Genomic DNA, 21,114 nt, shown 5'->3' on the forward strand with positions numbered 1-21,114 from the left:
AAGAGCAATTATGCGGTTCCGGGACTCTATTTCTATGATAATGACGTAATTGAAATAGCAAAAAATGTTAAGCCTTCAGCCAGAGGAGAGATTGAAATTACAAGTGTTAACAATGAGTATCTTCGCAGAGGTACTCTTCGTGTTGAGACTATGGGCCGAGGCTTTGCATGGCTTGATACGGGTAATCATGACTCTCTTCTTGATGCTGCTGATTTCGTATGTGCATTCCAGAAGAGACAGGGACTCTATGTATCCTGCATAGAAGAGATTGCATATAAGAGAGGATTCATCAATAAGGAGCAGCTTCTTAAACTTGCTGAGCCTTTGATGAAGACTGACTACGGCAAATATCTTGTTGAGGTAGCAAATGGACTCTAAGGCGTTTAGATTGTCTATATTGGCGATTATTACCACGATTGTTCTCATCGGGGTGGTTGTTTATGCTGCAAACAGAGACCGCATAAATTCACTGATTGGTTCAGAAGGTGAATCGGAGGCTGTTGCCACACAGGCGGAGGAAGCAGTATCTACTACCGAATACGGAGAGCAGATTGGCGATAATCTTAAGGGCTTTCTTACAGCCGGAGATTTTTTTGATAAAAGCGAGCAACGTCCGTCCGTTGTAGTAGTGGTGGATAATGTTCCGGTACCGGCCAATGCGGATCCGGAAATATCAGGCGGAAATGTAGATTAATAGTTTGGAGGATCAAATATAAAATGGGACAGTTACAGGTTGAGACATGTGAGATTGAAGGACTTAAGGTTATCACTCCTCAGGTTTTCGGTGATGAGAGAGGATACTTCATGGAGACATATTCCAAGAGGGATTTTGAGAAAATCGGTATCCCCATGGAGTTTGTACAGGATAACCAGTCGGCTTCCAAAAAGGGAGTACTGAGAGGCCTTCATTTTCAGAAGAACTTTCCTCAGGATAAACTTGTTCGTGCAATAAAGGGAGAGGTTTTTGATGTTGCGGTAGATCTTCGTGAAGGCTCTGCAACTTTTGGAAAGTGGTTCGGAGTAGTCCTTTCGGCTGAGAACAAGAAACAGTTCTTTATTCCCAAGGGATTCGCACATGGTTTTATGGTAATGTCCGATTATGCTGAATTTGCATACAAGTGCACAGATTTCTATCACCCCGATGACGAGGGCGGTATTTTGTTCAAGGATCCCGAAATCGGTGTAGAGTGGCCCTATGAGGATGAGTCAGAGCTTACACTTTCCGATAAGGATACAAAGTGGGGTACACTTTCAGATTATAAAAAAGACCGCGGAGTTAAATAATGGCAAAGGAAAAGACAGATAAACTGCCTTTTATAAGTGAGCTTCCCAAGCAGGTGGGGCTGGGCATTTTCTATACGATAGCAATTGCTCTGATGCTGATCATCGTTTTGCACACCAATGTGCTTGCGGATCAGCATACCGAGATGCTTAAGAAGATATGCGCATGCATACTTATCGTAATGTCGATGATACTCGTTACCGCCTGGTACGATAAGCTCATGGTTTTGCCGGTGGAGCTTTATAATTCGAGGAAGCTGATCCGGAGACTGGCGGTAAATGATTTTAAAAAGAGATATGCCGGCTCGTATATGGGCATTGTGTGGGCACTGGTGCAGCCGGTGGTCACTGTTTTGATGTATTGGTTTGTGTTTGACAGAATATTCAAGCAAAAGCCAATGGCAGCAGGCGAGATCGATGTGCCCTATGTTTTGTTTCTTACGACGGGTCTGGTGCCGTGGTTTTTCTTTAATGAAGCACTGATGAACGGAACGACCGCTCTTCTTGAGTATAACTATCTGGTTAAAAAGGTTTTGTTCAAGATCAGTATACTGCCCCTGATAAAAATAATAGCCGCTCTTTTTATTCATGTATTTTTCGCGGGGGTAATGATTGCTATTTCATGCATGTATGGCTACTATCCTACGATTTATACAATCCAGATCATTTATTATGCGATATGTGAATTTATACTGGTTCTTTCCATATGCTATACAACCTGTGCTGTAGTGGTATTTTTCAGAGACCTCACACAGATTCTGGCTATAGTTCTTCAGGTCGGCCAGTGGGCAACTCCGATATTGTGGGATATAAATATGCTTCCCGACAATCTTAAGTGGATAATAAAGCTTAACCCCATGACGTACATCGTAAACGGATACAGAAATTCGATGTATGGTAATGAGTGGTTCTTTGAGCATTTTTATTCAAGTACTTATTTCTGGATAGTTGTAGTGGCACTGTTCTGCATAGGTTCTTTGATATTTAAGCGCACCAAAACGCATTTTGCGGATGTGCTCTGATGGAATAGCTGGAGAAATATACCGGGAAAGTTTGGTTTATGGATAAAGACTTAGCGATTCAGGTTACCGACCTGACTAAAATGTATAAACTTTATAGTAAAAACTCAGACAGGTTAAAGGATGCACTTGGTCTGCTAAAGGGTAATGATTATACGGAGCACCTTGCTCTCAATCATGTAAATCTCTCTGTAAAAAAAGGTGAGACCATTGGAATTATCGGAACTAACGGTTCGGGAAAATCGACAATCCTTAAGATAATCACAGGAGTATTGTCACCGACTTCCGGATCGGTTGAAGTGGATGGCCATATTTCAGCCCTTCTTGAGCTGGGTGCCGGCTTTAATCTGGAGTACAACGGAATAGATAACATTTTCCTTAACGGTATGATGATAGGCTTCTCAGAGGAAGAGATCAAAGCCAGAATGGATTCCATTTTGGAATTCGCCGATATTGGTGATTATGTTTATCAGCCTGTTAAGACCTATTCGAGCGGTATGTTTGTGCGACTTGCATTTGCTGTTGCCATAAACATCGATCCCGAGATACTTATTGTAGATGAGGCACTTTCTGTTGGCGATGTATTTTTCCAGGCGAAGTGTTATCACAAATTTGAGGAATTTAAAAAGCAGGGGAAGACGATTCTCTTTGTATCACATGACCTCTCGACTATAAGCAGGTATTGTGACAGAGCGGTTCTTCTTAACCAGGGTGTTATTCTCGGAGAGGGAACACCCAAGAAAATGATTGATATATATAAGCAGGTACTGGTTGGACAGTATCCGCTTCCCGAAAATGACTTTAAGTCCCTTCTTGAGGATGAGGACATAAGAGAGGCTGCAGGGAAAAAGGCAGATGCTGCTAAAAATGGTGATGCCGCAAAGAGTGCGCCCAAGGAAGAAAAATCCGATGCGCAAAATGAGATGGAAAATCCCGAGCTTCTGGAATACGGAAATAATGGAGCAAAGATTACAGAGTTCTTTGCTACCGATTCAAAGGGACTTAGGACAAATTCAGTAATAAAAGGAACAGAATTCACCATATACATGAAGGTTAAGTTCCTCAGAGACATTAGTGCTCCGATATTCGCTTATACCATAAAAAACATTATGGGAATAGAGATTACCGGAACAAATTCTATGGTTGAAAAAGCGTTCCTGGAGCCTGTTCATGAGGGTGATGAAAAAGAGATCACTTTCACGCAGAGAATGCTTTTGCAGGGAGGGGAGTATCTTGTTTCCTTCGGGGTAACAGGATTTGAACAGGATGATTTTGTAGTATACCACCGACTTTATGATGCGCTGAATATCACGGTTGTTTCCGATAAGAACACCGTCGGATATGTCGATATGGAATCGACGGTCAGTGTAACCGATGCTAAAAAGGAATAAGACATGCAGGAAGAAGTATTTATTGGGAATGTAAAACTGAATTTCAAGCATTATGCCGGACTGGATCTATACAGTGACGGGCCGATTGAGAAGGAAATCTTCGATATAGTCAGGAAACACAAGAAGGAAGAGTATCCTGAAATAATTGAGAAGAAGGCAAGCTGGCCTATTTTGTATCACCTCTCTGAGCTTAGAAGCAATATTGTAGAGTGGATTCCCATGACAGGAAAGGAAAAGGTTCTTGAGGTAGGTGCCGGATGCGGCGCCATTACCGGCATGCTTTCTGAGAAGGCAGGAGAGGTTATCGCCTGTGATCTTTCGAGAAGAAGAAGTGAGATTAATGCCACAAGAAATTCCGAATGTGACAACGTCACCATTCATGTAGGAAATTTCAGGGATATTGAGCCTGATCTTCCCGACAATTTTGATTTTATTTTCCTTATTGGTGTGTTTGAGTATGGACAGGGCTATATCGGAACGGAGAATCCGTATGAGAACTTCCTTACGATGCTTCAAAAGCACCTTAAGGCGAACGGACGAATAGTAATTGCCATCGAGAACAGGATAGGTCTTAAGTATTTCGCCGGAGCACCGGAGGATCACCTCGGAGGATACTTTGACGGAATTGAGGGCTATTCCAAGGATTCTGTAGCGAGAACTTTTACCAGAAATGGTCTGATTCGTATTTTTAAGAAGTGCGGCATAAAGGATTACCATTTCTATTATCCTTATCCGGACTACAAACTGATGACATCTCTCCATTCAGACAAATATCTCCCGGCATACGGAGAATTGCAGGATAATGTTCGTAATTACGATAGAGACAGACTCCTTTTGTTTAATGAAAAAAGAGCATATGAGTGTCTTATAAATGATGGGATGTATGGTGAATTCGCCAATTCCTTCGAAGTTATTTTAGGTCCCGGTTTCGATACTGTTTACTGTAAGTATTCAAACGACCGTGCAGATGAGTTCAAGATAAGAACTGATATTACAATCGATAAGCTCGGAAGAAAGCTTATCAAGAAATACCCTCTTACCGAGGCAGCAGAGGACCATATTTTCGGTATGCAGGATGCATACTATGCACTTCGTGAAAGATACAGGGGCGGAGACCTTGAGGTTAATGACTGCCAGCTTGATGAGAAGTCGAGATGTGCGATGTTTTCATATGTTAACGGAATTCCTTTGACAGCACTTTTTGACGCGTGTCTGGAATCGGATGATATGGATTCCTTTAACGCTCTGTTTAGAGAATATATGAGAAGAATCGGCTACAGACCTGATTATCCGGTTACGGATTATGATCTTATTTTCCCGAATATTCTTGTTAACGGACCTATCTGGACTATCATAGATTATGAGTGGACTTACGGAAAATGCATTCCGCCTAAGGAGTTAGCATTCAGAGCTCTTTACGGATATATGCTTGAGGACAGAAGCCGTGATAAGCTCGATGTAAAGGCTCTGTATGAACAGATTGGACTTACTGACGAGGAAATAAAGGGCCTTCTTAGTGAGGAGGCGGACTTCCAGAAGTATGTAACCGGTAGAAGAAAATCATCTGTAGAATTGTGGAAGTCAATAGGAAGGACCGCCATTGTTCCGAAGGAACTTGCCGGAAGCAGCGATACGGCCAGAAGTGCCGAGGAAATCCAGGTATATGTGGATGAGGGAGACGGATACAGTGAAGATGACTCCATTTTCCCTGATGAGACCTATGATGAGCACAATGAAGTTACAATTGATATCGAATGCAACGATCATGTGCAGAATATCAGAATTGATCCCGCATTTGCATGTTGTATTGTAACGATAAAGCAGGTTGTCTGGAATGATGTTTCGGTCGAGGAGGGAGAAGCCTTCATCTCAATTCATCCGAACGGCTCCTGGATATCCGAGGACAGTATTGTATTCGGAACAGATGATCCTAATATTGAATTTGGCTTTGCGGATAACAGAGTTGAAAAAAAGAGGGAAAACCATCTTAGGGTAACAATGATGACAACTCTTATTCCAAAGGAAACAGCGGTGGCTTTGGAGGACTCACTCAGAGTTACCACTGATGAGAACGAAGAGGAGAAGGGAGAATTTTTTCGCAAGATTAAGAAAAAACTTCTTTCCAAATAAGGGGAAGCCCGGAACAGGGCAGTAAGAGATGCTGAAAGAGATTGCAAAGAATTTTCTTATCAACAACAGAAAAAGAGGCTACCAGAGTAAAGTTAAGGAATGTAAAAATGCCTATAACATCTGGGAGCACAAGCAGGAGAAGCATCCCATTTATGTATCAGGGGGGAGCGCTTATGAGGTCACTGGGAGACTTCAGCTTGTAACGGAGGTTGTTTCCTACACTAAGGTGTGGAGAGAGGCAGACCCAACGGCTACTGCTGAGACGATCCTTATTTTCGTGAGCCCCAAAGGAAGGCTTGCCGGACATGCTGTAGAGAATATCAGGCGATACTTTCAGGCTCATCCGGAAATCAATGTCGCGTATGGCGATGAGGATGAGATGGTCGGAAGAGGCAAATACGGTCATCCGTATTTTAAGCCGGACTGGTCGCCGGATACGTATCTTAATGCATTTTATATCGGAAGTGTATTTGCATGCAGGGCAAATACATATGAAGCAGCGGCTTCCGAGTATGATAATGCTCTTAGAATGCTCGGCGGAACGACAGGAGTAAAGAAGAATTCACCCGAAGCGGTGGGGCGTGAAGCAAGCATGCTTTCGGCCGACGTTCTTTTCTGTATGCTTGCCATAGAAGAGAGAGCATTCGGAAAGAGACAGGGAACGGAATTTCCGATAGGGCATATAGGAGAGATTCTGTTCCACAGAAATCCGGATACGGATGTTTTTTACGGAAGAAGTTTTCATAATTCAAGACATATGCTGATGAAGCCGGCAACGGTCAGCATTATAATTCCGACAAAGGATCATCCTGAAATTCTATATCAGTGCATGAAATCCATTGTTAATACAACTCATGAGAAGAGTATCAAATATGAGATTGTAATAGTGGACAACGGCAGCAGTGCTTATAATCGTGTAAGATACGGTTCATATATTAATCAAATTGACAAAGTAAACGGATTAACAAATATTTCCTATTTATATAAAGTAGAAGAGTTTAATTTTTCTCATATGTGTAACCGCGGTGCGACAAGGTCGGGAGGAGAGTATCTCCTTTTCCTTAACGATGATATCGAGGCTACACAGGATGGGTGGATGCGAGAGATGCTTTCTCAGGCACAGCTTCGTCATGTCGGAGTTGTGGGTGCTAAGCTTCTCTATCCGGACTCCGATCTTATTCAGCATGCCGGAATTACTAATGTCAGACTCGGCCCTGTGCATAAGCTCCAGAAAATGCATGATCAGAAGTCGCATTACTTTGGATTTAACAGAGGGATTCATAATCTGATAGGAGCGACGGGAGCATGTCTGATGCTCAGCCGCGAGAAGTTTAATGAGGTTGGCGGCTTCCCGGAAGAACTTCCGGTTGCTTTTAATGATGTGGATCTTTGCTACAGCGTATTCCAGAAGGGATATTATAATGTCTGCTGCAACCACATAAGCCTCTATCATCATGAGTCCCTGAGCAGAGGCCTTGATACTCTTGATATGAAGAAGATGGAGCGCCTTGCTGCAGAGTATGAGGTACTTATGAAAAGGCATCCCGGTTTTTATAACCATGATCCTTTTTACAGTCAGTACCTTACTGATGATGAGACCATAAGCGCCATAATTCCGTGTGAGGACTTTACTCCGGTACTTGATATTCCTTTCCATAATATCAAGGTGCATGAGAATGGGTTCGCCGAGGCCAGAGAGGATGCCTGCCTCAGAGTCGGAGTTGAGTATGCCGGAACCATGGAGAATTGGATGTACGGCGTCAGAGACGGCGATGTGGTAGACGGATATTTTGTTAAGGGCTACAGCTTTGTAATTGGCTCAGATAATGCATTTTTTGAAAGAAGACTCGTTCTCAGGCAGGTAGAGAGGTCTGATGAAGGTGCAAGACCGGCATCTTCTGTTGTATACAGTATGCCTGTTTATACCTGGTACAGACCGGATATTAAACTGAGATTACAGGATCAGATAGATGTTGACCTTACCGGCTATAAGGTGAGGATTGCTCCCGGGAAACTTGACCCTGGTTATTATCAGGTGGGAATGGCTGCCCTTGACCAGACGGGTAGTTTGAAACTCATAAACTGGGTGCCCAATTTACTTAAGGTGAAATAATGACTGAAAATACAGATTTTGATTTTAAAACAGCATATGAGAAAGAAAAGCTTAAAAGTGCAGATCTTGCGCAGAGAGTGGCTGACCTTGAAGATAAGAATCAGGAGCTTGAGTTTAAGCTTAACAGGATTAAATCCAATCCAATCTGGAAGGCAAGTACTCCCGCAAGAAATGTAATGCATTTCGTTATAAGGCAGAAGGACCGTGTGAAAAATGCAGGATCAGTAAGGGGAGTTATTGCCAAGCTTAAATATAAGCAGATTGAGCGTAAGGCGAAGGTTCACTATGGAACCGAAAGTTTTCCTTCTGAGGAGACAATTGCAACAGAGAGAAATGCCAGATTTGAAAAGATGCCGCTTATCAGTATTCTGGTTCCTCTTTACAACACTCCCGAGAATTTCCTCAGGGATATGATAGAGTCTGTTCTTAACCAGACGTATACAAACTGGCAGCTTTGCCTTGCTGATGGCTCAGATGCAGAGCATGGCTATGTAGAAGAGATTGTCAAAGAATATCAGAAGGACGAAAGAGCCGGGCGCGGAGAAGCCGACGGTGCCGGTATTCTTTATCACAGACTTGAGAAGAATACAGGAATTTCAGGTAATACAAATGAGTGCCTTAAGCTTGCGTCGGGTGAGTACATAGGACTTCTTGATCATGATGATATTCTTCATCCCGAAGTTCTGTATTACTATGTCAAAGCTATCAATGATGAGAATGCGGACTATCTTTACTGTGATGAAGCCACTTTTTCAGGTAAGAGCATTGATCACATGATAACGATGCACTTTAAGCCTGATTATGCGCCTGATAATCTGAGAGCAAATAATTATATCTGCCATTTCAGTGTATTCAAGAGATCACTCCTTGACGGCACAGAACTTTTCAGATCGAAATTCGACGGAAGTCAGGATCATGATATGATCTTGAGGCTTACGGACGCTGCAGAGCATATAGTTCATATCCCGAGACTTCTGTATTATTGGAGATCTCATGCGGGTAGTGTGGCATCGGACATCAGCGCCAAGAGCTATGCTATTGATGCAGCCAGAGGCGCTGTGGCAGATCATCTTAGAAGACATGGTTATGAACACTTTAAGATAACCAGTACCAGAGCGTTTGAGACGATTTTCAAGATCGCCTATGAAGTTGAGGGCATGCCCAAGATTTCTATAATAATCCCCACTTGTGAGCACATGGAGGATTTGAAGAGGTGCCTTGATTCGATATATGAAAAATCGACCTATGACAATTATGAGATTATTGTTGTAGAGAACGGAAGTACCTCAAAGGAAATAAAGAGCTATTACGATGAGCTCAGAAACGGAGCCATGAGCTCTGTTCTAAAGATTGTTGATTATTATGAGGATAAGAATAACCTGAATGAAGACGGATCAAAGCCACCGTTTAATTATTCTGCGGTGGTGAATTACGGTGTTAAGCATTCGACAGGTGATTACATCCTGCTTCTAAATAATGATACACAGGTTATTACCGTTAATTGGATGGAGGAACTGCTCATGTACGCGCAGCGTGCAGATGTCGGAGCTGTTGGTGGAAAACTCTATTTCCCCAATAGAAAGATTCAGCACGCCGGTATCGTACTGAGGCTTGGAGCACACAGAACAGCCGGCCACTGCCACTACGGACAGGAAGGAATGAATCTTGGATATATGGGAAGACTGTGCTATGCACAGAATGTCTCAGCTGTCACAGGCGCCTGCCTTATGGTATCAAGAAAGAAGTACGATGAAGTCGGAGGATTTGATGAGGGATTCAGAGTTTCATTAAATGACGTGGATTTCTGTCTTAAACTGAGGGAAAAAGGATATCTCAATATATTTACTCCTTTTGCGGAAATGTATCATTTTGAATCCGCATCCAGAGGACTTGACCTGGAGGGCGAGAATGCAAAGAGATATGATGCGGAATCTGAGCATTTTCGTGCAAAATGGAAGGAAGTCCTTGATAAGGGTGATCCTTACTATAATCCAAATTTTTCTCTGGACAGAAGCGATTTCTCTCTGAATGTTGAAGGCTACAGCAGTTTGCGCGATGCATAATTTGACTTTTGGAGTTAGGAATGATTAACTAAATATGTTGAGGGGATAACCTCACATTTGAAGGAGGATAAAGATGAGTGAAGTTTCAAAACAGCTTGAGTATTGGTTGAACGATCCTTACTTTGATGAGGATACAAAAAACGAGTTATTGGCTATCAGAAATGACGAGAAAGAGGTTCAGGACAGGTTCTATCAGGAGCTTGAGTTTGGTACCGGTGGTCTTAGAGGTGTCATCGGAGCAGGCACAAACCGTATGAACAAGTATGTTGTCCGCAAAGCGACACAGGGTCTCGCAAATTATATTAAGAAAAACGGTGGAGCTGACGGCGCTAAGAGAGGCGTTGCAATTTCCTACGACTGCCGCAGATTTTCACCCGAATTTGCTGATGAGACAGCAAGATGCCTTGCAGCAAACGGCATTAAGGCTTATGTGTTTGATGAGCTCAGACCTACTCCCGAGCTTTCATTTGCATTAAGAAAGCTTGGATGTATTGCGGGCGTTATGATAACAGCCAGCCACAACCCGCCGGAATACAACGGATATAAGGCTTATTGGGAGGATGGTGCTCAGGTTACTCCGCCTCATGATACAGGTATTATTTCAGAAGTTAAAGCTATTACTGACTACAACGATGTTAAGACCATGTCTAAGGACGATGCCATGAAGGCAGGCCTTTATGAGATCATCGGAAAAGATATAGATGATGCGTACATGGTAGAGCTTAAAAAGCAGATTATTCACCTTGATGCTATCAAGGAGATGGCTGAGAAGCTTACAGTTGTATATACACCTTTCCACGGAACAGGACTTGTTCCCGTAAAGAGAGTTCTTGCTGAGCTTGGCTTTAAGAATGTGTATATAGTTCCTGAGCAGGAACTTCCGGATCCTGATTTCACAACTCTTGATTATCCTAATCCCGAGGATCCCAAAGCATTCAAGCTTGCTCTTGAGCTTGCGAAAGAGAAGGATGCAGACATCGTTCTTGCAACAGATCCCGATGCGGACAGACTTGGAGTATATGCAAAGGATACTAAGACCGGAGAGTACGTTCCTTTCACAGGAAATATGTCCGGAATGCTTATAGGAGAATATATCCTTCGTGAGAGAAAGGCTACAGGCACTATGCCTGAGAGACCTGCATTCGTCACAACCATCGTTACAACAAATATGGCAAGACGCGTTGCTGAGAAATATGGTCTTCACTACATTGAAGTTCTTACAGGCTTCAAGTATATCGGTGAGCAGATAAGACTCTTTGAGGAGAATAATCAGGAATACAATTATGTATTCGGTCTCGAGGAGAGCTATGGCTGTCTTGCCGGAACACATGCACGCGATAAGGATGCAATCGTTGCTGTTATGATGCTCTGTGAAGTAGCTGCGTTCTGCAAGAAGAACAACCAGACTCTTTGGGATGCTATGATTGATATGTATGAGGATTACGGCTACTACAAGGAAGGCCAGTACTCCATAACAATGAAGGGCCTTGAGGGCGCTAAGGAGATAGCTGCTCTTATGGATAAGCTCAGAAATAATCCGCCTAAGAACTTCGGCGTATGGACTGTTGAGGAATTCCGTGATTACAAGACAGGAGAGACAGTTAACCCTCAGACAGGAGAAAAGGGTAAGACCGGTCTTCCGGAGTCCAACGTACTCTATTTTGCACTGGATAACGATTCATGGTGCTGCGCACGTCCTTCCGGAACAGAGCCTAAGATCAAGTTCTATATGGGCGTTAAGGGTACCAGCCTTGAGGATGCTGCTAAGAAGCAGGATGAACTCACAGCAGCTGTTAAAGCTCTTATCGATTAATTACAAAAGAAAACTTGTTAAAAAGGGCTGTCAGTTTGCCTGACAGCCCTATTCTTATCAAATACTTTAGCTTAGCATGATCAATAATATTAGAAAGACAATATCATATGCGAGAAGAAACGGCGTAGGAAGTGCGGTTGTCGCTGCCATGGAGAGACTCCGTAATCAGAGGGATGAGAATTACTTATATAAAGAGCCCACTGAGGAGGAACTTGAGAAACAGAGGAAGTGGTATCGTGCTTTATTAAATAACGCCGAAAAATCAAGAATGCTTCCTTTGATAAGCATTCTTGTGCCCTGTTACAACACGGACAGGGAGTTCTTTAAAGAGATGATAGAATCCGTCAAGAATCAGACCTACGGAAAGTGGGAGCTTATTCTTGCAGAGGCTCCGGTGGTCTCAAAGGGTAAAGCTATTTATCCTTTAACCGATATAATCGAGAGTTACTCCGGAGTAGATGGCAGAATAAGGCATATTTGCCTTAAGTCCAACGCCGGAATATCTGAAAATTCAAATGCTGCTCTTGATGCGTCAAGAGGAGACTATATGGCGCTGCTTGATCACGATGATGTCCTTACAAAGGATGCTCTTTGTGAGGTTGCGATAGCTGCGATAAAGAATTATCCGAGACTTATCTATTCTGATGAGGATAAGTGCAATGCTGACGGGACCAGGTTTTTTGACTATCACAGGAAAAAGAAATTTAATCCCGATCTTTTTATGTCAAATAATTACATCTGTCATTTTACTACAATAAGATCCGATGTAATTCATACCTGTAGATTCAGAGGAGAATATGACGGTGCTCAGGACTATGATCTGTTCCTCAGAGCAGTAGGAAGAATCATGTGGAGCTCTGATTATGAAAAGCAGATAGTTCATATTCCCAAAGTGCTTTATCATTGGAGAAGCCATGACGGTTCTACTTCAGGTAATCCGCAGAGTAAGATGTACGCCTATGAGGCCGGTGCCAGGGCCTTAAGAGACTTTCTGAAGGCCAGCGGAATTAAGGCAACAGTATCGCATCTTAAGCATGTTGGGTTTTATCGTGTCAGTTATGATGACATTCTTGAAGCCAGAAAGGATATCGGAGTAATTGGCGGAAGAATCACGGATAAAAACGGAACTCTTATCGGCGGCAATTACCGCGCAGACGGAAAAGTAAGATATAAGGATCTTCCGAGAGGCTTCAGCGGAGGGCTGCAGCATCTGGCAGTTCTTGAGCAGGATACGGATGCAGTAGATATCAGATGTATGAGGATAAGAAGTGATCTGCTTGATCTTTATAAGCAGATATTCGGAATTCCCTATGATATGACCCTGGAAGGGAAGGCTATAGATGTTACCTCGCTGGGTACTGAAGAGGAACTGAGGGACAAATGTATTCGTTTCGGACAGGCTGTAAGGCAGCTTGGATATAAAGTGCTTTGGGATCCGAATTACGAGACAACAATCTGATCGTTATAAGAGGAATGAATTTTGGCAGATAATAAAGTGACAATAGTTATACCCAATTATAATGGTGCCAGGTTTCTTGATGCCTGCCTTAGAAGTCTGAAAAAGCAGACAATGGCAGCACCGATAATAGTTGTGGACAATGGCTCTACCGATGAAGGTATTAAAACGCTGAGAAAATCTATGGAAAAACACAGCGGCTGTTATCCGGATGTAACTATTCATGAGCTATCTGAAAACACAGGTTTTGCGAATGCGGTAAATGTCGGAATAGAACTTTCCGAAACGGAATATGTTCTGCTGCTTAACAATGATACTGTAGCAGAAGAGAGAATGACCGAAAGGCTGCTTTCAGCTATCAGTAAAAACGATAAGGTTTTCTCTGTAGGTGCAAAGATGTTGCAGATGAAAGAGCCGCATAACATTGACGACAGCGGGGATCTGTACTGTGCCCTTGGCTGGGCATTTTCACCCGGAAGGGATAAGGACGGCAGCAGCTATGCAAAAAGGGTTGCTGTGACTTCAGCCTGTGCTGGAGCTGCCATCTACAGAAAATCGATTTTTTCAGAGATAGGAGGCTTTGACGAAGAGCATTTCTGCTATCTTGAGGATGTGGATGTCGGTTACAGAGCCAGAATATACGGCTATAAGAATCTTTATGAGCCTACTGCCGTGGTGTATCACGCCGGCAGTGGAACAAGCGGATCAAGATATAACGAATTCAAGGAAGAACTTACAGCCGCTAATAACCTTTATATGATATACAAGAATATGCCTGCACTGCAGATTCTGATAAATCTGCCGCTTTTACTTGCGGGCATAATCGTAAAACAGATATATTTTTCAAAAAAAGGTCTCGGAAAAGCTTATTTTCTGGGACTTCTGGGAGGATTAAAAAAGATTTCCAAGGGAAAAAACAGAAAGGTCTTGTTTAAAAAGAAGAACCTGCTTAATTATGTTGTTTTGGAGCTGGAACTTCTTATTAACGTTGTCCGTAGATTTGTGGGTTAAAATGTAGTAAAATTTCAAAGACTTTTTGTTTTTCACTATGAAATGTTATAAAATATTATAGATATGATAAAAGACAACCAGAAAAATCTGAACATGCTGCACGTCGTTGGGGACGGCATTATTGTAGCCTGTTCCTATATGCTGGCTTTCTATTTGAAATTCGAATCACCGATTTCGAAGCCGGAGGGAGGCTACCTTTCAATGGGGACATACTTTACTGCCCTCTATTTTTTGGTGCCTGCATATATGGTTCTGTACAATATGGTGAACCTGTATATGCCCCGCCGTGCGACAAGGATAAGGCATGAACTATATAATATCTTAAAGGCCAATTTGATTGGTTTTATAGGATTTATCGTTGTACTGTACATGATAAATCAACCGGATTTCTCGAGAACTATGATCGCGATGTTCTCGGTTATCAATGTGTTTCTGATGAGTATTTCCAGGGTGCTTTTGAGAAGGATCCTTAAATATTTCAGACGAAAGGGTTATAACCTTAAACACATATTGCTTGTAGGATATTCCAGAACCGCTGAAGGTTACATCAGCAGAATAAATAATAATCCGCAGTGGGGATATGTTGTTTCGGGAATACTTGATGATGTAGTTCCGCTTGGAACTACCTATCACGGAGTAAAGGTAATAGCTAAGATCAGCAAACTTACGGATTATATTCGTGAAAACGAGTACGACGAAATAACAATTACGCTTCCGCTGGACAGATATGACAGACTTGAGGATCTTGTTGATATTTGTGAAAAGTCAGGAATACATACAAAGTTTATTCCGGATTACACCAGTCTTTTCCCAAGTAATCCATATACAGAAGATATCCTTGGACTTCCTGTTATCAATATAAGATATGTACCTCTTACCAATGGATTTAATGTTTTTGTTAAGAGAGTTACCGATATTATTGGGGCTCTTTTCGGCATGATTATTTTTTCTCCGGTTATGCTGGCAGCTGCTATAGCTGTTAAGCTTTCAAGCCCGGGGCCGATAATTTTCAAACAGGAGAGAGTGGGGCTTCACGGTCAGAAATTTATGATGTATAAATTCAGAACCATGGAGATGCAGTCTGAGAAATCCGAGAAGAAGGCCTGGACAACAAAGGATGATCCAAGGGTTACACCTATCGGAAGATTTTTGAGATCGCACAGTATCGATGAGCTTCCGCAGTTATTTAATATTCTGATTGGCGATATGTCGCTGATAGGACCAAGACCGGAACGCCCGCAGTTTGTTGAGAAGTTCAGACAGGACATCCCCCGCTATATGGTTAAGCATCAGGTGCGCCCCGGACTTACCGGATGGGCACAGATTAATGGCTACAGAGGCGACACTTCTATTAGAAAGCGAATCGAGTACGATATTTATTATATTGAAAACTGGACTATGGAATTTGATGTCAGAATTCTGATAGGAACGATCTTTCATGGGTTTATCAATAAGAATGCCTATTGATGACCTTTTGCTTGTATAATTTATGTTTTTATGGCAAAATAGGACATTGGAAAACATAAATTATAAGGAGATTTTTGATATGTCGAATCGCAGGAGTGGAAACTCAGGCAGAAGAGGCAGAAAGAAGAACACAAAGCGGGCACTTATTATTTTTGGTGTTGAGATTGTTGTTCTGCTTATACTTCTTTTTATTGTATGGACCTTATTTGGCAAAATGAAGGTTGACAAGGTTGGTAAAGTAAACCTTGATGAGGAAGTAATTGCTGAGAGTGTTAATACCGGAGTTGAAGAGAATGAGCAGATGACCGGATATACTAATCTGGCACTCTTCGGTGTAGATTCACGTGAAGGTGATCTTGATAAGAACACCAGAAGTGATACCATCATTATCGCTTCAATTAACAATGAGAATGGTGAGATCAGACTGGCATCGGTTTATCGTGATACATATCTTAACCTGAGTAATGATACTTACAACAAGTGTAATGTTGCATATGCGAAGGGCGGTCCCCAGCAGGCAATTTCCATGTTGAACATGAATCTTGATATGGATATTACTGATTTTGTTACTATTGGTTTTGGCGGACTTACTGATGTTATTGATGAGCTTGGCGGAGTTGATATTGTTATTGAAGAGAACGAGATTACTCACCTCAATAACTACCAGTCCACAATGGCAGAGGAGCTGGGCCTTAAATATACACCCGTTACACAGACAGGAATGCAGACTCTTAACGGACTTCAGGCTACAGCATATTGCCGTATCAGATATACTGCCGGAGATGACTTCAGAAGAGCAGAGAGACAGAGAACTGTCCTTATGGCTATTTTGACCAAGGCTAAGACCATCAGTCTTCCCGAACTGGAGGATGTAGCCAGCAAGATATTTGGAGAGACCTATACTTCTCTGGATCTTCAGGATATTATTAAACTTTTGGGTAATATCACCAACTACAATGTAGTATCAAGTGATGGATTCCCGACCTCAAGCATGAGAGCAACAGGCACAATTGGTAAAAAGGGAAGTTGCGTAGTCCCTGAAGACCTTGCTTCAAATGTAAAGTGGCTTCATGAATTTTTATTCGATGATACTGAATATGAAGTATCACCGAGCGTACAAGAGTATAGTCAGAAAATCGCTGCTGATACAGATGAGTATATTGACAGATAAACGACTTACGAAACGTGGCCCCGGTATCAGCCGGGGCTTAATTTTTCTTTGTGATAAAAAAGGGTACAGATGCAGACAGTAGATGTAATTATTCCAACCTATAAACCGGGAGCAGAGCTTTCGATGCTTATTGATGAGCTTGAGAAGCAGGCGTACAGACCGGAAAAGATCATCATTGTAAATACAGAAAAGCATTATCTGGTTGAAAGAAAAGATGCGATGGACACAATAAATAAATACGATAATATTGTGGTCCATCATATTTCAAAAAAAGAATTTGACCATGGTGAAACGAGGAATCTTGGAGTCAGTATGTCTAAAGCCGATCTCTTTTTGATGATTACTCAGGATGCTGTGCCAAGAGATCTTTCGCTTATATCCAATCTGGTCAAGGCTCTCGAAGATCCGCAGGTTGCTGCGGCATATGCAAGACAGTATCCCAAGTCTGATTGCAATCTCGCTGAGCGGTATTCCAGAAAGTTTAATTATCCGACCGTTGCTATGAAGAAGACTATCAAGGATCTGCCTAAACTGGGCATCAAGACATTTTTCTGCTCTAATGTATGTGCAATGTACAGAAGAGATGTTTTCGATAAGGTGGGCGGCTTTTTACATAAAGCAATTTTCAATGAGGATATGGTATACGCCGGTAATGCTATGTATCAGGGATATGCAATATGCTATGTGCCTGAAGCGGGAGTGATACATTCACACAACTACTCCTGCGCGCAGCAGTTCCATCGGAATTTTGACCTCGGAGTGTCACAGACGGATCATCCTGAAATATTCGCAGGTATAAAATCGGAGTCTGAAGGAAAAAGGATGGTGAGGGACACCATCAGACATTTCGAGCACATCGGAAAGTTTTATCTTGTGCCGCATTATGTGATAATGTGCGGGTTCAGATTTGTGGGCTACAGGATGGGAAGAAGATATAAGAGACTGCCCAAGGGCCTTGTAAGAGCCTGCTCGTTAAATAAGGCTTATTGGGATAAGTAATCGAAATGTTTTAGGGGGAATTATTATGGGATCCAGATTATCTGACGGAGATATAAAAAGCTGGGAGGAAGTCAGCCTTCTGTATAACTCTGCACTTAAGCAGATAAATACCAAAATTGAGATATTAAATGATGAGTTTCAGGAAGTTCACAGATATAATCCTATAGAGCATATTAAATCCAGAATAAAGACGCCGGAAAGTATAGTGAAGAAATTGAAGCGTCACGGCTACGAGTCAACTCTGGAAAATATGATGAAATATATTAACGATATAGCCGGAATCAGGATTATCTGCTCATTTACTTCTGATATTTACAGAATTGCTGATATGATCAGTAATCAGAAAGATATCAAGGTTCTTACGATAAAAGATTATATAATGAATCCTAAAACCAGCGGATATCGTAGTTATCACATGATTGTAGCAGTTCCTGTGTATCTTTCGGATCATACTGCTGAGGTTAAGGTAGAGGTTCAGATAAGAACTGTTGCTATGGACTTTTGGGCAAGTCTTGAGCATAAGATACAATACAAGTTCGAAACTAAGGCACCGGCCAATATTAAAGCGCAGCTTTTTGAATGTGCCAGAATGGTGGCGGAGCTGGATGACAGGATGCTGTCACTCAACGAGGAGATTCAGGCTATTACTCCCCCGAAGTGATCGGTCATGCCTGCATGATCAGGAAAATAATAATAAGCCCATTAATGAGGAGTGCCCAGGCACCTCTCGGCACCCGGGCTATTATGAAAAAATTTATCTATCTATCGGAGCTACTATCAGAGCTTCGTAATGAACCTTGTTCCCTTGGTTCTGTATAATTATAACAATGATTTATGAACAAAATATTAATAAAGTTTAAACTTGGGGTGAATATCTACAAAAGATCGGACATAATAAAACTATTATTGTGCGAAATGCATAAATGATGTAACCTATTATTTAGCCGCTTAGTCGGAGGACATTTTAAAAGAGTTTGTTCAAATTTGGGAGGAGCCATGGACAACATGATGGGAAGAGTTGATGGGAAGATCAGTGCACAGGAAATGATTAAAGCCAATACAGCTGCTGAAGCTGCACACAGGGAGCAGATCGAGAGCCAGAATAAGCAGTATGAAGAAGAGATAGCCGTTCTTCGTCAAAATGCTAAAAAACTTGAAGACAGACTGAATAATATAGAAGATGTTCTTGATGATTTGAAAAACGGCAAAATTGAAGCGGATAGAATGTCCAAAGAGCTTGGCAGTGCCGTAAAAGAGCTTAATGAAAGTCTTGCTGACAGATTTGACAAGAGTGATGAGGCAACGCATGATGTTGGCGTCAGAATATACAGGAATGTTCAGGCTTCAGTGGCAGATGAACAGAAAAAGCAGCTTGATGAAATACGTGAAGATTTAAAGAAACAGATGGAATCAATAAGAAGTGAGTTTACAGTGCTCGTAAGACAGCTTGATTCCATGCAAAGAGCTAACAGAGCAAAGAATAGAGGGCTTATGCCTCTTGTTGTTGTAACATTATTGGCTGTTATAGCTGATCTTGCATTATTAATCTTAAGAATTGTAGGTTTGGTTTAAAGAATGAAGTTTTCAGGTCACAAGAAAATACGTATAGGCATGCTTAAGGGCGAGATTCTTGCGATTGCTGTCTGGATTATTTTGATATTACCTATTTTTTCTCCTATCAAAAATACAGGTGATAACATTTTCACAGTATTTCTTAACGGAGTTGAGGTCGGAACTCTTGGATCAAAGCAGGCAGCAGAAAAGTGCCTTCGTGAGGCGAGAAGACAACTCTCATCGGGTAGTGATGAACTTATCCTGACGGACGCAGAGCTTAGTCTGAAAGGAAGCGAAGTGCTGCTTGGCAAGGTGGATTCAAGGAAATCTGTAAGAAACAAAATGGTGGAGGTTCTTGATAAGAGCAGATTATCCACTCTTGAGCGTTCGTATACAGTAAAAATAAATCAGTATTCAGTCAATCTGGCCAGCAAAGATGATGTATTTACGCTTCTTTCAAAGGCACTTGGCAAATATGATACCGAGGGAAAATATAAGGTGGATCTTGTTACGGATCCTTCCAGAGAAGTGAATGTGCTTACTTCACAGATAGTATCGGTTGAGGAGGCACAAAAAGAGGAAGAGGAGACAAGACTCCCGGAGGCAGGTATAGACCTTGCAATTTCCGATGTGTTCAGAAAGATTAAGCCTTTAATAGAAGAAAAGAGCTTTGAGGATTATCAGCTTGGCCTTATGTCCATAGATTTCGGAGATAAGGTTGAAGTGGTTGAGAGTTATTTGCCGTCCTCAGAGATAAAAGATATTAACACAGCTATAGATGAGGTAACAAAGGATCAGGAGACAAACCAGATTTACGAGATAAAGACCGGCGATACGCTGGGAACTATCGCTGAGGATTTTGGACTGTCTCTTGATGATCTTATTGCGATGAATGAGACAATTGATAGTGAGAATTCCACTATCAGAGCCGGGGATGAGATTATAGTAACCGTTCCCGAGCCGGAGCTTTCAGTTGTATATACTACACAGCAATATTATGAGGAAGACTACGAAGCTGATGTAATCTACAGGGATAATGATTCCTGGTATACGACAAGAACTGAGGTGGTTCAGGAGCCTTCGGCAGGTCACCGCAAGGTGGTAGCAAAGATATCTTATGTTAATAATTCCGAGACGGGACGTGATATTCAGAAGGAAGAGGTTACCTACGAGGCGGTTCCCAAGATTGTTGAGCGCGGAACTATTGTGCCTCCTACATATATTAAACCTATCTCGGGTGGAAGACAGTCATCCGGATTCGGAAGAAGAAATGCTCCGACCAAGGGTGCCAGCACCTTCCATAAGGGTGTAGACTGGGCTACTCCTGTGGGAACAGCGGTAATGGCTTCTAATGCCGGCGTTGTAACCAGAGCAGGATGGGGCAGAGGCTATGGATATGTTATTTATATAAGCCATTCTGATGGTAGAGAGACCAGATACGGACACTTGTCCAAGATTCTTGTTAAGCCCGGACAGAGTGTTTCTCAGGGTCAGAAGATTGCGCTTAGTGGTAATACAGGTGTAAGTACCGGAGCACATCTCCACTTTGAAATTCTTATAAACGGAGCGCAGGTGAACCCGCTTAATTACTTGAACTGACGAACCTGATTTTACAAATTTGCTATTTTGTGGTATAACATAAGCCG

General features: G+C 42.1%; 17 protein-coding genes. All 17 read left to right on the forward strand.

Features of this window, described 5'->3' with window-relative positions; translation table 11 throughout:
- On the forward strand, window positions 1-378 hold a 378-nt coding region (locus BMW61_RS19615; RefSeq protein WP_242876722.1), incomplete at its 5' end, for a sugar phosphate nucleotidyltransferase.
- The gene (locus BMW61_RS19620; RefSeq protein ID WP_022763147.1) at window positions 368-694 is read left to right on the forward strand and encodes a hypothetical protein; all 327 of its coding nucleotides are present in this window, start codon (window positions 368-370) and stop codon (window positions 692-694) included. The genes BMW61_RS19615 and BMW61_RS19620, both read left to right, overlap by 11 nt.
- 23 nt (window positions 695-717) lie before the next feature.
- Entirely contained in the window at window positions 718-1,284 is a 567-nt protein-coding gene (rfbC, locus tag BMW61_RS19625; RefSeq protein WP_022763148.1) for a dTDP-4-dehydrorhamnose 3,5-epimerase, read from the forward strand.
- Window positions 1,284-2,303 carry an ABC transporter permease gene (locus tag BMW61_RS19630; protein WP_022763149.1) on the forward strand — a complete coding sequence of 340 codons (1,020 nt, stop codon included), beginning with the start codon at window positions 1,284-1,286 and terminating at the stop codon, window positions 2,301-2,303. The genes rfbC and BMW61_RS19630 overlap by 1 nt, the downstream gene beginning before the upstream one ends.
- A gap of 38 nt (window positions 2,304-2,341) precedes the next feature.
- On the forward strand, window positions 2,342-3,691 hold the full coding sequence (locus tag BMW61_RS19635) for an ABC transporter ATP-binding protein (RefSeq protein WP_091825488.1): 1,350 nt from the start codon (window positions 2,342-2,344) through the stop codon (window positions 3,689-3,691).
- 3 nt (window positions 3,692-3,694) lie between these two features.
- A complete protein-coding gene (locus BMW61_RS19640) occupies window positions 3,695-5,821 on the forward strand; it encodes a class I SAM-dependent methyltransferase (RefSeq protein ID WP_091825490.1) in 2,127 nt (708 codons plus the stop codon).
- A gap of 28 nt (window positions 5,822-5,849) precedes the next feature.
- On the forward strand, window positions 5,850-7,934 hold the full coding sequence (locus BMW61_RS19645; protein WP_091825493.1) for a glycosyltransferase family 2 protein: 2,085 nt from the start codon (window positions 5,850-5,852) through the stop codon (window positions 7,932-7,934).
- Window positions 7,934-9,997 (forward strand): glycosyltransferase family 2 protein, encoded by a 2,064-nt coding sequence (locus tag BMW61_RS19650; protein WP_091825496.1) that lies wholly within the window; start codon window positions 7,934-7,936, stop codon window positions 9,995-9,997. Before BMW61_RS19645 ends, BMW61_RS19650 begins: the two co-directional genes overlap by 1 nt.
- Window positions 9,998-10,070: 73 nt before the next feature.
- Window positions 10,071-11,810 carry a phospho-sugar mutase gene (locus tag BMW61_RS19655; protein ID WP_091825498.1) on the forward strand — a complete coding sequence of 580 codons (1,740 nt, stop codon included), beginning with the start codon at window positions 10,071-10,073 and terminating at the stop codon, window positions 11,808-11,810.
- Between the two features lie 76 nt (window positions 11,811-11,886).
- On the forward strand, window positions 11,887-13,269 hold the full coding sequence (locus BMW61_RS19660; RefSeq protein ID WP_091825501.1) for a glycosyltransferase: 1,383 nt from the start codon (window positions 11,887-11,889) through the stop codon (window positions 13,267-13,269).
- Window positions 13,270-13,290: 21 nt separating this feature from the next.
- Window positions 13,291-14,277, forward strand: a complete 987-nt coding sequence (locus BMW61_RS19665) for a glycosyltransferase family 2 protein (protein WP_091825504.1) — start codon at window positions 13,291-13,293, stop codon at window positions 14,275-14,277.
- Window positions 14,278-14,340: 63 nt separating this feature from the next.
- Window positions 14,341-15,744, forward strand: a complete 1,404-nt coding sequence (locus BMW61_RS19670; RefSeq protein WP_022763157.1) for an undecaprenyl-phosphate glucose phosphotransferase — start codon at window positions 14,341-14,343, stop codon at window positions 15,742-15,744.
- A gap of 79 nt (window positions 15,745-15,823) precedes the next feature.
- A complete protein-coding gene (locus BMW61_RS19675; protein ID WP_242876842.1) occupies window positions 15,824-16,915 on the forward strand; it encodes an LCP family protein in 1,092 nt (363 codons plus the stop codon).
- Between the two features lie 69 nt (window positions 16,916-16,984).
- Entirely contained in the window at window positions 16,985-17,914 is a 930-nt protein-coding gene (locus BMW61_RS19680; RefSeq protein ID WP_091825511.1) for a glycosyltransferase family 2 protein, read from the forward strand.
- Window positions 17,915-17,939: 25 nt separating this feature from the next.
- The gene (locus BMW61_RS19685; RefSeq protein ID WP_022763159.1) at window positions 17,940-18,575 is read left to right on the forward strand and encodes a GTP pyrophosphokinase; all 636 of its coding nucleotides are present in this window, start codon (window positions 17,940-17,942) and stop codon (window positions 18,573-18,575) included.
- 335 nt (window positions 18,576-18,910) lie between these two features.
- A complete protein-coding gene (locus BMW61_RS19690) occupies window positions 18,911-19,486 on the forward strand; it encodes a hypothetical protein (RefSeq protein WP_022763160.1) in 576 nt (191 codons plus the stop codon).
- 3 nt (window positions 19,487-19,489) lie between these two features.
- Complete coding sequence (locus BMW61_RS19695; protein WP_091825514.1) at window positions 19,490-21,067, forward strand: M23 family metallopeptidase; 1,578 nt, start codon at window positions 19,490-19,492, stop codon at window positions 21,065-21,067.
- The last annotated feature ends 47 nt before the right edge of the window (window positions 21,068-21,114 follow it).

The sequence above is a fragment of the Butyrivibrio sp. ob235 genome, assembly GCF_900109475.1.
GTDB lineage: Bacteria > Bacillota > Clostridia > Lachnospirales > Lachnospiraceae > Butyrivibrio.

Excerpts from the sequence above, each read along its gene's own strand:
- BMW61_RS19675 (WP_242876842.1), top strand. The coding sequence starts at position 15,824 with ATGTCGAATCGCAGGAGTGGAAACTCAGGCAGAAGAGGCAGAAAGAAG.
- BMW61_RS19635 (WP_091825488.1), top strand. The coding sequence starts at position 2,342 with ATGGATAAAGACTTAGCGATTCAGGTTACCGACCTGACTAAAATGTAT.
- BMW61_RS19660 (WP_091825501.1), top strand. The coding sequence starts at position 11,887 with ATGATCAATAATATTAGAAAGACAATATCATATGCGAGAAGAAACGGC.
- BMW61_RS19695 (WP_091825514.1), top strand. The coding sequence starts at position 19,490 with ATGAAGTTTTCAGGTCACAAGAAAATACGTATAGGCATGCTTAAGGGC.
- BMW61_RS19620 (WP_022763147.1), top strand. The coding sequence starts at position 368 with ATGGACTCTAAGGCGTTTAGATTGTCTATATTGGCGATTATTACCACG.
- BMW61_RS19685 (WP_022763159.1), top strand. The coding sequence starts at position 17,940 with ATGGGATCCAGATTATCTGACGGAGATATAAAAAGCTGGGAGGAAGTC.
- BMW61_RS19645 (WP_091825493.1), top strand. The coding sequence starts at position 5,850 with ATGCTGAAAGAGATTGCAAAGAATTTTCTTATCAACAACAGAAAAAGA.
- BMW61_RS19680 (WP_091825511.1), top strand. The coding sequence starts at position 16,985 with ATGCAGACAGTAGATGTAATTATTCCAACCTATAAACCGGGAGCAGAG.
- BMW61_RS19640 (WP_091825490.1), top strand. The coding sequence starts at position 3,695 with ATGCAGGAAGAAGTATTTATTGGGAATGTAAAACTGAATTTCAAGCAT.
- BMW61_RS19690 (WP_022763160.1), top strand. The coding sequence starts at position 18,911 with ATGGACAACATGATGGGAAGAGTTGATGGGAAGATCAGTGCACAGGAA.
- rfbC (WP_022763148.1), top strand. The coding sequence starts at position 718 with ATGGGACAGTTACAGGTTGAGACATGTGAGATTGAAGGACTTAAGGTT.
- BMW61_RS19655 (WP_091825498.1), top strand. The coding sequence starts at position 10,071 with ATGAGTGAAGTTTCAAAACAGCTTGAGTATTGGTTGAACGATCCTTAC.
- BMW61_RS19630 (WP_022763149.1), top strand. The coding sequence starts at position 1,284 with ATGGCAAAGGAAAAGACAGATAAACTGCCTTTTATAAGTGAGCTTCCC.
- BMW61_RS19650 (WP_091825496.1), top strand. The coding sequence starts at position 7,934 with ATGACTGAAAATACAGATTTTGATTTTAAAACAGCATATGAGAAAGAA.
- BMW61_RS19670 (WP_022763157.1), top strand. The coding sequence starts at position 14,341 with ATGATAAAAGACAACCAGAAAAATCTGAACATGCTGCACGTCGTTGGG.